The 15030-nt window shown below is 38.7% G+C and carries 11 protein-coding genes and 1 pseudogene; 3 read left to right on the plus strand and 9 right to left on the minus strand.

The genetic code is table 11. From position 1 onward, the window contains the following. Positions 1–94: 94 nt before the first annotated feature. The 4 genes from BIV60_RS07650 to BIV60_RS07665 all read right to left on the minus strand — a co-directional run bounded on the left by BIV60_RS07650 (position 95) and on the right by BIV60_RS07665 (position 5039). On the minus strand, positions 95–1417 hold the full coding sequence (locus BIV60_RS07650) for an oligosaccharide flippase family protein (RefSeq protein ID WP_071355134.1): 1323 nt from the start codon (positions 1415–1417) through the stop codon (positions 95–97). Positions 1418–1586: 169 nt separating this feature from the next. Then, positions 1587–3077, minus strand: coding sequence for a sodium:solute symporter family protein (locus BIV60_RS07655; protein WP_071355135.1), 1491 nt, complete (start codon positions 3075–3077; stop codon positions 1587–1589). Beyond that, on the minus strand, positions 3074–3274 hold the full coding sequence (locus BIV60_RS07660; protein ID WP_071355136.1) for a DUF3311 domain-containing protein: 201 nt from the start codon (positions 3272–3274) through the stop codon (positions 3074–3076). The genes BIV60_RS07655 and BIV60_RS07660 overlap by 4 nt, the downstream gene beginning before the upstream one ends. A 139-nt stretch (positions 3275–3413) precedes the next feature. Next, the gene (locus BIV60_RS07665; RefSeq protein ID WP_071355184.1) at positions 3414–5039 is read right to left on the minus strand and encodes an amidohydrolase; all 1626 of its coding nucleotides are present in this window, start codon (positions 5037–5039) and stop codon (positions 3414–3416) included. A 329-nt stretch (positions 5040–5368) separates the two neighbouring features. Between BIV60_RS07665 and BIV60_RS07670 the strand changes: the two genes are divergently transcribed. The 3 genes from BIV60_RS07670 (at position 5369) to BIV60_RS07680 (ending at position 9911) form a co-directional block, all read left to right on the plus strand. Further along, positions 5369–6787, plus strand: a complete 1419-nt coding sequence (locus BIV60_RS07670; RefSeq protein ID WP_071355137.1) for a sigma-54 interaction domain-containing protein — start codon at positions 5369–5371, stop codon at positions 6785–6787. Positions 6788–7347: 560 nt separating this feature from the next. Then, a complete protein-coding gene (locus tag BIV60_RS07675; RefSeq protein WP_071355138.1) occupies positions 7348–8949 on the plus strand; it encodes an amidohydrolase in 1602 nt (533 codons plus the stop codon). A gap of 404 nt (positions 8950–9353) precedes the next feature. Then, on the plus strand, positions 9354–9911 hold the full coding sequence (locus BIV60_RS07680) for a TetR/AcrR family transcriptional regulator (protein WP_071355139.1): 558 nt from the start codon (positions 9354–9356) through the stop codon (positions 9909–9911). Positions 9912–9961: 50 nt separating this feature from the next. Here BIV60_RS07680 and BIV60_RS07685 read toward each other — a convergent pair whose 3' ends face one another. The 5 genes and pseudogenes from BIV60_RS07685 to BIV60_RS07705 all read right to left on the minus strand — a co-directional run bounded on the left by BIV60_RS07685 (position 9962) and on the right by BIV60_RS07705 (position 14929). Beyond that, positions 9962–10255: an amidohydrolase family protein gene (locus BIV60_RS07685; protein ID WP_071355140.1), complete on the minus strand. Its 294-nt coding sequence runs from the start codon at positions 10253–10255 to the stop codon at positions 9962–9964. 1 nt (position 10256) lies between these two features. After that, positions 10257–10538: a cupin domain-containing protein gene (locus BIV60_RS07690; protein WP_071355141.1), complete on the minus strand. Its 282-nt coding sequence runs from the start codon at positions 10536–10538 to the stop codon at positions 10257–10259. Between the two features lie 51 nt (positions 10539–10589). Continuing rightward, positions 10590–11996 carry an MATE family efflux transporter gene (locus tag BIV60_RS07695; protein ID WP_071355142.1) on the minus strand — a complete coding sequence of 469 codons (1407 nt, stop codon included), beginning with the start codon at positions 11994–11996 and terminating at the stop codon, positions 10590–10592. 45 nt (positions 11997–12041) lie between these two features. Beyond that, a pseudogene (locus BIV60_RS07700) lies at positions 12042–13513 on the minus strand (aldehyde dehydrogenase family protein). A gap of 99 nt (positions 13514–13612) precedes the next feature. Continuing rightward, positions 13613–14929 carry an NAD(P)/FAD-dependent oxidoreductase gene (locus BIV60_RS07705; RefSeq protein ID WP_071355143.1) on the minus strand — a complete coding sequence of 439 codons (1317 nt, stop codon included), beginning with the start codon at positions 14927–14929 and terminating at the stop codon, positions 13613–13615. Positions 14930–15030 lie beyond the last annotated feature (101 nt).

The raw sequence follows: 15030 nt of genomic DNA on the forward strand, positions 1-15030 counted from the left end.
GTCTTTTCTTTATTCATCTGAGACCGCCTCCTTGGTATCATATTAATTTACATCTAGTTAAATTAGACCAAAGTATCCCAGTGAAATTAAGCAATTATCGCTGAACCACACCTCTAAGTAAAACTGAAACGCCAATTTTTTTACAAATGGTTACATAGTGCATTAGTGCAAGGAGGACGGCACCCGTATTCATTCCAATGATGACCCCTTCCATTCTCCATTCCGGATAGGAGCCAAGCCAAACGATAATGGAAAATGATACAACAACAGACCAGATGATGTGGAAAAAAGAGTCTTTGATCATATCCAGGCCAATTAAAAAGGCTTGGAACGGCATGACGAAGAAATGAAATAAGAAATACGGCCAGAGCATTTGTAAATAGATAGCAGGAGTAGAAGATTTAAAGAACAAAGAAGTCAATTCCGGTGCGAAAAAATAGAAAACCCCTACCGCTGCTGTCCCATAAATAAATGTCATGAACATTACTTGCTGCAGCATTTTTTGCAAACTGGCGTAATCCCCTGAAGCGTATGTTTTGGAAACACCTGGAATTAGCACAATCATTAATGAATGAGCTATAAATGCCGGGAAAAAGCCGATTGACATCGCCACCCCCATCAGCATCCCAAATTGCTCTGTTGCAACGGTGGCTGTTAGACCGGACTTTACCAAGGTCTGCTTAATGAGAAAAGGCAGCATCGCACCCGTTATCGCCGAAAACAGGCGCATTCCGGTAGTCGGAATCGATACGGCCATTAAATTTTTTCGGACCAATTTCCGATTTAAATTGGAAAAAGGGATGCGTTTTACCTGTTGGAACTGGATGATGAACATATAGAATAAATAAAGAAAAACAACGACTTCACTTCCGATTAAGGCCGTAATAGCAATGAGCAAGGCACTTTCTGTTTTATATTGAAATAGCCGAAATAAGAAAAATAGGGCAGCCAGCTGAAATACTTTTCGCAAGAAATTAGCGACCGCGATTTTTCCCATATGATGTTTCCCCATGAAATATCCTCTTGCCACAGAGGTAAAGGAAATGACCGGGATTAATATTAGAACCAGCCATCTAACATAGGGATGGTACCCATTAAAGATGGGAATAAACTGCATAACGCTGGTGGCTAATAGCAGCAAAGCACTTGTAAAAACAATTGTGATGGTGAGGGCATGATAGAGGATGTTGCGATGGTACCTGTCCTCTTTTTCCGCAATAAATTTGGAAATGGATACCTGCAATTCAAAGCTGGAGAGCAATACAATTAAAAAAATCGTCGGCAATATGGACATATAAAGACCTAACCCGTGTTTGCCAAGTTCCCGCGCCAAAATCATATTGACCAAAAATTCGATTCCTTCGCCTAAAAAGGCCGAAGCTGCCAAAAAGAAGATTCCCTTGTAGTAAATAGCCATTTTTCGATTCCCCTTCAATAGATCTCACTTCTATAAACCTATGAGACAAGTTCTTTGAATAGTAGGGAAAATTTTTTACATTTTTTTAAAGCAAATAAAAAATGCGGTACATATTAGTCATGTTCAATATGTACCGCCCTTCATTTTTAAAAGTTTTTCAATTTCAGTCTTAATAACGTATATTTTCTGCGTTTTGTTGGTGGGACCCTTTTTTAATCGGTATATTTTTTGAAGCTAAACTTACTATAGTGGTTATTACAATATTTATAAATAATGCTATTGCTCCTGTACTAATGTCGTTAATAGTGTGTGGGACTGTTGGAAAAAAGGTTGCGATTTTTACATTGAAAATCGTAGCATACAATACAATAAGCACTCCTGTGATAATTCCAGTCATTGCGCCATATTTATTAATATAATTTTTTGAGGAAAAGCTTAGGAATAATGCAGGTGCCAATTGTGCGATAAGACTGTATGACATGATGTTTAACAGTGCAAGTGCTGCCCCGCCAGATACGGTGAAGATTAAAGCAGTCAAAGAAAGGACAATAATGAATAGTTTTGAGGCTACTAATTGTTGTTTTTCGGTAGCTTTTGGAAAAATAACATTGTAAACCCCTTTTGTTAAGCCAACAGATGCAGACATTAACATAACAGATGCTGGGACTAAAGCCGTTAGTAAGCCTGCTGCTCCAACGATTCCAATGACCCAAGGATCAAATGTTTGAATTGATAATCTTAAAAGAGAAAGATCTCCATCAGCTCCCTGTAAACCAGGGATTTTTACGATGGCTGAAAAGCCAATAAAAAAAACAAAAAGTAATAATATGGTGTATAAAGGAAGGGTAATTGCATTTTTGCGAAGTGCTTTTTCACCATTTGCTGAGAAAACCACAGAGAATGATGTCGGTAATAAATAAAAAGATATTGCATTTAAAAGGATCGTAGAGATAAACCACGGTACACTTAGTCCCTGATCGGCTAACGTTAACAATTCAGGTTTAACAGCCTGAACAGATTCAAACATTTGCTGAATCCCGCCAAAATAGTGGATAGGGATGTATATGCCTAAAAAAATGACTACTCCCAAAATCATAATATCCTTAATCACAGCTGTCCAAGCTGAGCCATGTATACCAGAAATAATTACATATGTTGTAATCACTATTGCACCTATAACACTTGCAACTACTGGTGAAATAGCTCCGTAAGAAGCTTGTGAAACAATGATCCCTAACCCTTTCATTTGTATACAAATATATGGAACAAGCGCTAAACTTCCCACAATCGCTACTATAATCCCCATTGCACGACTATCGTATTTAGATGCAAAATAGTCAGGTTGTGAAATAATACCATGTTCTTTACCGTATCTCCAAATTTTAGGTGCAATCCAATAGGATATGATATAGGCTAGAAATATATACGTTGGCACATAATATGCAGCAGCACCTTTGGAATACGCCCAACCGCTTCCCCCTAGAAAAGTAAAAGTCGTATAAACTTCTCCAGCTATTAATAGAAATACGAACAAGGTTCCAAAACCTCTGCCACCAACTGAAAATTGCTGCAAAGTCATATTTTTTCCTCGTCTTGCTGCTATCCCTAAAAAAAGAGCCAGGATTAAGAAAATGAAAATAATAAATAATGATATATTCATTCTGTCTCACTCCCTTGATTATCAGGATCAAGCTTATAAATAATGGTTAAAATAATCGAGGAAAGTACCATCCAAAATACAATCCAAAATAAAAGAAAAGGCATTCCTAACACGTAAGGCTCAATTTTATTTGCAAATGGCAAGAATCCTACAACCCCTATAAAAGGAATTAAGAGTAAGAGTTTAATATATTTCAAAATATGCCCGACCTCCTATTACATCGTTTGAATTTTTATGGATTAAGAGCCAATATTATAAAAGGATTTGTTAATAGAAATGTGAAATTAATAGAATTGTATTGAAACCCCTTTTATTAACAAATCCCTTTGCTTATATCTAATTTTTCACCATTAAATCATTCACCTTTTGATAGACAATTTCTCCATCAATAATCGTTGTCTCCACTTTCAAATCCTTAATACGGTCTGGTTCAGCTTTTAAAATACTGTCATTTAAAATAACTATATCAGCTAATTTCCCTACCTCTAGGCTGCCTTTTATATCTTCTTCAAAACTTGCATAAGCGCCATTCCAGGTGTAAAGTTTAATCGCTTCTAGTACACTAATGGATTGATTCGTGCCAATTTCGGCTCCAAATTGGCTTTTTCTATTCACTGCCGTATGAATTCCTAATAAAGGGTTATAATCAGTTACCGGTGCATCTGAACTACCCGCTGCAATAATATCTTTATCTATATAATCACGAGCAGCGTACATATAATTAACACGTTCACCATAATTGTGAACATATATCTCGCCATATTCATATGGAAATGGCGGGTTTGGAATAGGGATAACTTCAAGTTGTTTCATTCTTTCTTGTAAATCTGGTGTTGAGACCCCTGCATGCTCGATTCGATGACGGTGATTTTTCCTTGGAGCTTCTTTTAACGCTCTTTCTACGCAATTTAAATACATTTCAATCGCTTTATCACCTTGAGCGTGTACGGTAATTTGATAGCCTTTTTTATGTGCTTCACCTAGAATTTTGTATATTTCTTCCTCACTATAATAAAGAATCCCGTAATTGTTAGGATCGCTGGTGTAGGGTTCTCGAGTTCCAATCGTTGGACCAGAGCTGCTTCCATCTAAAAATATTTTAGCCGGCCCGACTCTAAATTTCTCATCCCCTGTACCGGTTACTATCCCTGCATTCATCATTTTATTTACAAATTTATCAGATTCATTGATGGTACCAATTATTGCATATACCCGAACACGGATTTCTTTGTCTTTTATAGCTGTTTGCAACAAACGATAACAATTAGAATCAAAAGTGCCTGCTTCATGAATACTCGTGATCCCCCCTGAAATGAAATGATCCGACGCGATTTTAACAGCTTTCATAAGTTCATCATCTGTATAGCTCGCAACATCATTCATCTTCATATTTGCAGCTTCAATTAATTTACCTGTAAGTTCCCCCTTCTCATTTTTTTCAATTACTCCACCTTGAGGATTCGGTGTCTTTTCGTCAAATCCAGCCTTCTCCAATGCTGCTGTGTTTACGATACAGATATGTCCACATGTACGAGAAATGATGATTGGATGATCCGTTGAAATGGCATCTAGCTCAGCAATCGTTGGATACCTATTTTCTTTTATTGTGGTTTCATTGAATCCCCAAGCTCTTATCCATTCACCTTTTGGGGTTTCCAACGATTTTTTCTTAAGCTCATTCAGCAAAGCTGCAACAGAGTCGATATGACTTTCTTTACAACTGATATTCAACTGAAAAACCCCATATAAAACCAGATGTGTGTGTGAATCAATAAATCCAGGAAGAAGGGATTTGCCTGCTAAGTCAATGACTTCAGTCTTCTCCCCAATGAATTCCTTCATTTCTAAATTTGAACCGACCCCAATGATTCGATTATCCTTTATTGCTACAGATTCTACTATTGAGTTTTGCCTGTCTGATGTAATAACTTCACCATTGATAAATACTAGATTTGCATTCATAAATACACCATCCTTTTTCATCTTTTGATTGCGGCTCCCCTAACATTCAGTTAAAAGGAAGAAAATTTTATTAAATACCTCCTTGTATAAAGTAATAAATCCGCGCGGTACACTTTTAAATTGCAATAATCATGCCATAAATTTTTAACGAAAGTAGGATAAATAGACGGAAAATTATAAAAATTAACTTTAGATTTTGCTATTATGAGATATAATGAACTCAAGACGTTTCAACCGATTCATAAATGGTTCCTTGATATCACTAATTTCCATCATTTTTGAACCACTTGTGTTTCAAAATTAGATGCTTTCATAGGAGGATTTAAGCCATGTACAACATTCCTGACCAAATTGAAACAAAATATCTCTTAAAAATTCTCGATAGTCTTGAAAGCGGGATGAATATTGTTGACAAAAATGGAACGATTATATGGGTAAACCAAGCCGGTTGTAAAATGCTTAACAAAAGCAAGGAAGATTTGATTGGTAGGAATATTTTCGTTCTGAAAAAAGAGGGTGCGTTCACTCCATCCGTAATCGAGATGGCTTTACAAAATGGAAATACTGTAACCACTGTGCAAGAAATTACCGGTGGAAAAAAGATGACAGTAACAGGGGAAATTATTTTGGATGAGCAGGAAAACCCCATTTTTTTTGTAGCACATGGTCATGATATTAGCAATTGGATGGAGAATATTTCCCAACTAGAATGGGAAGAATTAGCCCCCGTAATGAAGCGGTATTTACTAGAAATTAAAAAAATGAATACCTGTTATATTCTAAGTAAGGAGGAACAGTCATTCATCGGATATAGCAAAGTACATAATTTGCTTGCTGAAATCATGGGGAGAGTGGCAAGTGTGGATTCAACGGTGCTCATTAACGGAGAAACAGGAGTTGGAAAAAACGTAGTTGCCAAGCGTATTCACGATTTGAGTGAAAGAAATAGTCAACCCTTTGTCCACTTAAATTGTGCAGCAATTCCCGATACACTTCTCGAATCTGAACTGTTCGGCTACCACAAGGGAGCCTTTACAGGTGCTAATTCAAAAGGTAAGCCCGGGCTGGTCAAAGTTGCCGAAAAAGGAACGCTTTTTTTGGATGAAATTAGTGAACTTCCGCTACATCTGCAACCTAAGCTCCTTCAATTACTGCAGGATAAGACCTATATGCCTATTGGGGGTTCACAGTTAGTTAAGGCTGATATTCGCATTATTGCAGCTACTAACCGCAAAATCGAGGAAATGGTAAAAGAGGGGAAATTCAGAGCCGACCTCTATTATCGCCTTCATGTTTTACCAGTAAACATTCCGCCGCTGCGCGAGCGGAAAGAAGATATTTTTCCGTTGCTCCATTTCTATTTGCAAAAATATAACCAGATATTCCACCAGACACGTACCTTCTCGAGTCAAACGATAGATGTTTTACAACGTTATCAGTGGCCGGGAAATATACGCGAGTTGGAAAATGCTGTTGAGCAGCTCGTCATTATGGCTAAAAAGGACGAAATCTCGATTCATGATTTACCTGAGCGCTTTCTCTCAGTAAACATGGAAAAAGAAGCTTTAGAGTCTCTGAAAGAAGGAAACAAATTAACCGAGATTATCGAAAGTATGGAAAAAAAAATTATTGAACAGACAATTAAGGAAAATAAGACTACACGTAAAACTGCAAAAGTTCTTGGAATTACCCAAACCTCACTGATCCGTCGGTTAAAAAAATATAATATTCGTAACGAAAAAGTATAGCTAAGTATACACATCTGGCAAGATACAACTTTCTTCAATGAGGTGAACCATATCCGCCGTACCATCTTCCCGTTAATAAAATCATTTAAGGTAGATAATGCTTCCACTTGAATAGATGTTGATTTTCCATACTGATCACTCACCTTTTTTGAGTCATAGTATCAGTTTGTCCAGGATTTATAGATTACTTGCTCCAGAGCCTAAAAAAGTGTTGAATAATTTCATATATTCAGTATAATTAACATGTAACTATAATAACTTTTATAGTTACACGGGTTACACCGCTTGATTTCTAATTGAAGATTTCCCGTAAATCAAGTGGTAGCAAAAATTTTTGTACAGCTTTACATTCGGTATCTGCGACAAAAATGTTTTTTTCAACTAAATAGGAATAGCAATTTGCCTATTATCGCAAATATAATCGATGGGCAACTAGAAGACGTTCAAGAACATACTCCAATCTATTAGACATAATAAATTAAATATTGGCATGAGTTGTGCAACAGTAATGTTGTGTAATGATAAAAATGCAGCTTTCAAGAGAATAAGGGGGTTTAAGAATGCCAGACATTGTATTTATTCATGGCGAGATTATTACAGTAGATGAACAGAATCGAATAGTAGAAGCGATTGCGGTAAAAAGGAACCGGATTATCGCCGTCGGTACCTCAGAGGAGATTAAGCGTCTTATCGGTCCGAAGACAAAGGTAATTGATTTGAAAGGGCAAAGCCTCTTGCCGGGATTTATCGACTCACATTTGCACATTTCCTCGTATGGCATAGACAAGCTGGGGGTAAGCTGCAAAGCTACACATATTCATTCCCTGCAGGATATTTTTCAGGATTTACGTAAAAAAGCGTCCGTACTCCCGGCAGGAAAATGGGTACGGGCTTGGGGTTTCAATGAGACCAAAGTAGAGGAACAGCGGTATCCGACTAGAGAAGAATTGGATCAGATTTCAATGGAGCACCCGATTATCATTATACGTGCGTGCAACCATATTTCGGTGGTCAATTCAAAAGCATTGGAAATCCTCGGTATTCACAAGGATACGCCCGATCCTAAAGGAGGGATGATTGAACACAGCGCTGAGGGAGAGCTTACAGGGCGTTTAATTGAAACGGCTCATTTTCAGATTGCCAAAAAAGTAACCTATTCTGAAGAAGAAATAGCCCAAGCCTTGGCGTTAGCGTCTGATGATTTTGTAGCGGCTGGGATTACCAGTATCCATGATGCAGGTTGCAATAGCTCCGACGGTTTTCGAGCTATGTTTGAGGCGGTTCGTCAAGGTTTAGTTAAAGTGCGCATTTATGCAATGGTCTGCGCATTAGACAACCCCGAATTATTTTTGGAAAGCATGATTAACGCTGGAATGGTAACAGGCATAGGGAATGACCGGTTTAAAATCGGACCGGCAAAGCTGTTCACGGATGGCAGCAGCAGCGGTCCGACCATTGCTACCCGTAAGCCGTATACAAGTAACCTAGCGGATTACGGTATTTTGTACTATACACAAGAAGAACTTAACCGACGATTAATAGAGGCTCATAAGAAAGGATTCCAAATTACAGCCCATGCGCAGGGAGATCGTGCAATTGAAATGGTATTAAATTGTATAGAGGCCGCCTTGACGGAATACCCTCGCCCAGATGCCCGGCCACGTATTGAACATGCAGGGATTTCAGAACCGGATCTAATTGAACGGATGAAACAGCTCGGTGTCATCCCGATACCTAACCCTGCTTTCTTCTATGAATATGGAAATGGATACGTCCATAACTACGGAGAGCGAGTGAATCAAATGTATCCACTTCGTGACTTTTTTAAAAATAACATCATTGCAGCAGCGGGCTCCGATAGCCCAGTGACCGATTATCGTCCGCTATTCGGAATTCAAGCGGCAGTGAACCGTAAGAGCAAACATGGACAGGAGATTGGAAGCAATCAAACTGTTTCCGTAACAGAGGCGATCCGGGCTTACACATGGAATGGAGCTTACGCGAGCTTTGACGAACAACACAAAGGGAGCATCGAAGTTGGAAAACTGGCCGATCTAGTGATCCTGGACGGAAGCATTTTGCAAGCTGATCCTGCCGATATCGCCGATCTTCCTGTTCACATGACGATTATTGATGGAGAGATCGTCTATCAAGCTGGCTAGTACCAAGGCAATGAAACATTAGGCATTAAAGAAAATGGTTATCTTGTTCGATCGATAGGTGATCGGACAGGGTAACCATTTTTGTCTGTCTCTAGTAAACCATGTATCCTTATACTGTATCCATCGATGGATTGAAAACACTGAGAAGTCGAGTTAAGAGCCTTTTCGCACATGAAGTTGTACTGTATTATGGAAGATGTGTAGCCTTTCCGTTTTTAATTGGGAGTTTTGTTGCTTCCATCCTGCTAAAAAGAATGGTGTTATGTATCAATAAGTGAATTATCCCAACAGAGAATATGGGATAGACACAGACAAGGGTTAAAAATAATTTTCAAGGTGCGAAAGTTAAGTAACTTAGTTTAGATAAACTTTTGAACAAATTTCTAATTTAAGGAGTACTGGGCATGAGAGAACGCATTATAAGAGCTTTTATTGAAGAGATCCATGATAAAAGCATGAAGTTCACAATGGATGATTTAGCGAAACGCATTGGTGTAAACAAACGATACGTTTATCAACACTTTTCTTCGAAAGTTGAAATTTTGGAGTTAATCATTGACCAATCGTTATCAGATTTCACTGAAAAAACAGAACAAATTATGAATAATACATCTTTAAGCCTGATTGAAAAAATCAGACGGATTTGTACTCTGTTGCCTACCTATTTTGAGTTGTGGGACTTCAAACTGTTGGAACAAATGAAGCGATATTACCCGGAGCAATGGACAAAAGTGAATGATGCTTTAAATGATTGGGAAGCTCTCAGCTTGCTACTCGAAGAAGGTATGCAGCAAGGTGAACTCATTGAAATCAATACAAAGCTCGCTGTAAAGCTGATCATAGATGCTACAAATTCTGTCTTTGATCAACGTTTTTATATGGAAAACAATATCACCTTATCTGAAGCACTCTCATCTATTGTAGAAGTATTATTGTTTGGCTTAGTCAAAAATAATTCATAATCATGGTCTAATTAAAAAAACGGGTATAGAACGTTCGTTCCGCCCGTTTTTTAGGCCTTCTTTACTTCTGGATTATCATGAAACACGATAGCTCCATCAAACATCGTTAAGACTACCCGTACATCTTGTATTTCTTCAACTAAGATTTCAAAAAGGTTTCTGTCTAAAACAATAAAATCTGCCAGTTTTCCAACTTCAAGTGTTCCCAGTTCCTTTTCTCTAAATGATCCATAGGCAGGGGATAACGTATAATCTCTCAACACTTCGGGCAGAGAAAGACGTTCCTGCGGAAATAACGCATTATCAGTCCACTGCTTAGCACTAGATGACGCTCCTAATTTCACATTATTTCAACTTGATCTCATGGTTGATTTTGTAATTCTTATTCAAAAAATTCGGACAATCCCATTCGCAAACAAGGTCTTTTTCCAAGGAAACGACCCAGTCCTTTGTAATATGATACTCTTCTCCATCAACAGTAATAAACACTTCGCCGTCTGTCACATAAAAAACTTCCTGCTCTTCTACATTCCAAGTTCCTTTATTCGGTTCACCTACCCATGGTTCCCACGTATCAACCCCTAATTGTTTTGCTTCCTCGGCTGTAAGTTTTTTCGCGTAAAACATTCTAGACATCTCTCTTTCTAGTAATTTTGAAGAATTAATTGATCATTATTCTTATGCTAGTTTTGTTTCTTTCAAACTCTTAAACTCTTTTCTAATAAAATAAATAGCAATGATGACACCAGGAATTTCTGAAGCTGGTCCCGAATACCATATACCATCAACTCCGAAATATTTAGGGAAAATAAACATAAACGGGAATGCGAACAACAATATTTTGCTAACATTTATAAATGTTGCGGTCCAATTTTTCTCTTGTGCTTCAAAATAGCCGGCAATAAGCAAGGTAACGGCATTTAATGTAAACATGCAATTAAATACAATTGTCGTCCAGATTCCAAGTTTCTGTAAATTCGAATTGCCGCCAGAGAAAAATGACATAATCGGATCTACAAAATAGATCAAGAGTGCAGTCAATATCACGAATAAGGAAACCGTGAAGATAAGCCCCATTTTAATCGCTTGCTTAACTCGGTCATAGTTTCCCGCACCGTAATTGTAACTAATGATCGGTTGAAGTCCTGTCATCCCACCGAGCGCTACAAACGCAAGCAGATTCGTAATATAACCGTTTTGAATGGTGAAAGCAGCAACGTGCAGCCCCCCACCGTAGCTTTGCAGTAAGTTGTTAAAGAAAATAATCGCAAAAAACATCATCAACTGACTCGAGAAAGACGCAAAGCCTGTCCAAGCCACTTCACCAATTGTCTTTAGTTTTATTTTCATATCTTTCCACTTTGGCTTAAGATTTGTTTTGCCAAACCAGAAATAAAATATTAGCAAAACAGGGACCGATAGCGCAACCGTATTCGCCCAAGAAGAACCCATCATTCCCATGTGATACTTCACTACTAAAACCCATTCTAGAGTTGCTGCAACTATTGATGCGACTAACCAACTGCTCATTGATAATACGGGTTTTTCATCAATATTGGTTAAAGTGCTTAGTACAACGGCCAATATCGTTACTGGCAATGAAATCCATAATGGACGGCTGTATTTTATCGCATACGGAAGCGATTCATTACTTGCTCCGAATAAGGTCATAATTTGATTTTCAAAGACCAATCCAAGTACAGCTAACAAAATGGAGATAAAAAGAGTAAACCATAAGGTTTGTCCCATAATTCCTCTAGCTTCTTCGATCTTCCCTTTTCCAAGTCTAAGTGAAATGACCGCTCCAGCTCCGATACCAAAAAGGACGCCAATCATACGGGAAATAACCATGACCGTAAATCCAATTCCGATCCCTTCGACTTCCAGCGCCTGAAAGCTGCTGATGAAATAGCCATCGACAACCGATACAACTCCTAGAATCACATTAGCCATAATTCCTGCCAAAGCAAACCGTAAATATAATACTGGAATACTTTTCGTTCCAAGCACTGAATCATGTACTGGCTTATTTATTCCTTCTACTTGTTCTATCTTCGGTGACTGACGGTTGTCTGCTATTTCCACGAGCATAGCCCCCTATAAATAATTTATTCAGCAAGTTAAGCCAAGTTAATTCGCATACCAGCCCACAGGCTTGGCATGCTGATGGATATTGATTTGCTTAGTTTCCATAAAGTGTTCCAGCCCATTAGCACCTAACGCTCTGCCGATTCCACTTTGCTTATACCCTCCCCAAGGGCCATCAATATAAGCAAGGTGGTAACTATTAATCCAAGTAATTCCCGCTCGCAAATTACTAATTATACGTTTTGCTCGATCCATATCCTCAGTAAATACAGCACCTGCTAATCCATAAATGGAATCATTTGCTTTTAGGATGGCATCTTCCTCATCTTTAAATTTCTCTACAACAAGGACTGGGCCAAAAATCTCTTCCTTAACTATACGCATATTCGCGTTTACATCAGCAAAGATTGTCGGAGCGATAAAAAATCCTTGCTCAAGCCCATTTTCTGTTAAGCGCTTACCACCACAAACTAATTTTGCACCTTCTTCGATTCCACTCTTAATGTAATCTAAAACCTTATTCATATGGTGCTCATTTGTGAGAGCACCCATTTCAATCTTCTCACTTCCCCCATTGCCAACTACAATCTTGCTTGAACGCTCGGCCAGTCTTTCAACAAACCTATCGTAAATTGTCTCTTGTACAAGCAAACGAGATGCAGCTGAACAAACTTGCCCAGCATTGTGGAAAATACCAAACATTGCATTTTCGACTGCGGTTTCAAAATCCACATCATCGAATACAATTAGTGGGGATTTCCCCCCAATTCAAGGGTAATTTTTTTCATATTGCCCGCAGCCGCTCGCATAATACTTTGGCCTGTTTTTGTTCCGCCGGTAAAGGCAATCTTGTCAACATCATGGTTTTCGGCAAGCTCATTCCCAACCTTTGATCCAGATCCCAATACCAGGTTCGCCACACCGGCCGGAAGTCCGACTTCCTCAATGATTTCAAATAATTTGAATGCGCTTACAGGAGTGATCTCTGAAGGCTTAATTACAATTGTATTCCCTGCGGCGAGTGCAGGAGCAATTTGCCAAACAGCTAACATAAGTGGAAAGTTCCAAGGTACAATAAGCCCACAAACACCAATCGGTTCATGAATAATAATGGTTTCTGAAGAATCAGTACGATTGTAGGATTCCTTCTTCATGTCTTTGATCAAGTCAGCATAATAGCGAAAGCATTGAATCGATACTGGAATATCTACATTGGCTGTTGCACGAATAACCTTACCGTTATTTGCAGTTTCCAAACGTGCAATTTCAGCTGCCTTTTCTTCGAGACGGTCTGCAATTTTATAAAGGTAGCTAGCTCTATCATCAGCCGATAAATTCGACCAGATCCCCTTGTCAAACGCTTTACGAGCCGCCTTGATTGCCATTTTTGCATCATCTGCAGATCCTTCTGTAGCCGTTGCCATCACCTCTCCGGTTGCAGGATTGATAACATTTCTTCTATCACCGGACAGTGCTTCTACCCATTTCCCGTCAATGAACATGTTAATTTTCATAAACAATTCTCCCCGTATAGTAAGTTTTATGCCTCTCAAGAATAGTTTTCAGATTTTCAAATTTTGGCGATTGAACGGCTAAACATAATACTGTAGGCTTTACGCAATTATATCCAACAGTTTGAAACCAATATGCGCTAGATTTACCAGCATCGTTTTCTGATTATAGAAAGGGAATGATTTGAGGCGTTCCTTTTCAAATCGATATCCACCTGCACTTCCCGTAACGATCCATTGTGCCAATAACTTACCAAACAGTGTCGAAAGAGAAGCGCCATGACCCGTATAACCCGTGGCGAAATATGCGCCTTCTTTAGATCTTCCGATTACCGGGAATGTATCGATTGTAACTCCGATGAATCCGCCCCAACGGAAATCAATCTTGCTTCCTGCCAGTTTTGGCATTGTTTTAACCATGGCATCGTAAACACTTTGATAAACGGCATCGCCTAAGTTTGGACGAATATCGCCACCGCCAAATACGATCCGATTATCTGGTGTACGTCGGAAGTAGTACAGGAAACTACTCGTATCAAAAACCATGCGATCTTTAGGAATGACAGTATTCAACAAAGATTCTGGAAGCTGTTCGGTTGCAATAATACGTGCCGAAATTGGCAGTACGCCTTTGTTCAGTTCATTCATGATTTTTCCAGAATAACCATCCGTTGCCACAATAATATCTTTCGCAATAACAGTACCTTTTTCTGTTTCAACTTTCACACTGTCTTGACCATACACAATAGATAGTGCTTTAGAATGCTCAAAGATTCTTGCACCGATCGATTTAGCTGCTTCTCCCAAACCAATTGCATAATTCAGTGGCTGGAACGAGTAACTCGAGTTGTCGACTAAGCAGCCATGATAAAGTTGGGAATCGATCTCTTGATGCAACTGACTTCGATCAAGCACGCTGGATTCGTACCCGAAATTTTTGTTTAAATATTCGCTTTCATGTTTCAGTTCATTAAAATGCTTGGCTTTGTAAGCCGCTACAATGTGACCTGTCTTTCTAAAGTCACAGTTGATTTGATGCTCATCAATGATATTTTTAACCAGTTCAACACTAAGCAGGGAGAGATCGTTAAGCTGTCTAGCCTCGTCGGGACCATACTTTTTGGTAAGCTCCTGCATCGTTGGCTTATAGCCTGGCAATACCATCCCTCCGTTACGACCGCTGGCGCCATATCCAATCGTTTCTTGCTCTAGGACAATGACATTCTTCCCTAACTTTTGCAAATGATAAGCAGAGGAGAGACCTGTGAAACCTGCGCCAATAATGACAACATCTGCCTCTTCATTTCCTTCTAAAGTTTTTCCTTTCTCATAGCCATTTGCAGTTGCTGCCCACAATGAGAGAGTATCCATTTGATCCATCTTATCACTTCCTTCTTCCTGTTTTATTAAAAGAAGCATTTTGTGGGAAATACCGAATGAAAAGGTGTACAAAAATTTTTGCTACTACTTGATTTACGGGGAATATTCAATTAAAAATCAAACGGTATAACTATAGTAAC

The organism is Bacillus sp. MUM 116 (assembly GCF_001866655.1).
Classification (GTDB): domain Bacteria; phylum Bacillota; class Bacilli; order Bacillales; family Cytobacillaceae; genus Neobacillus.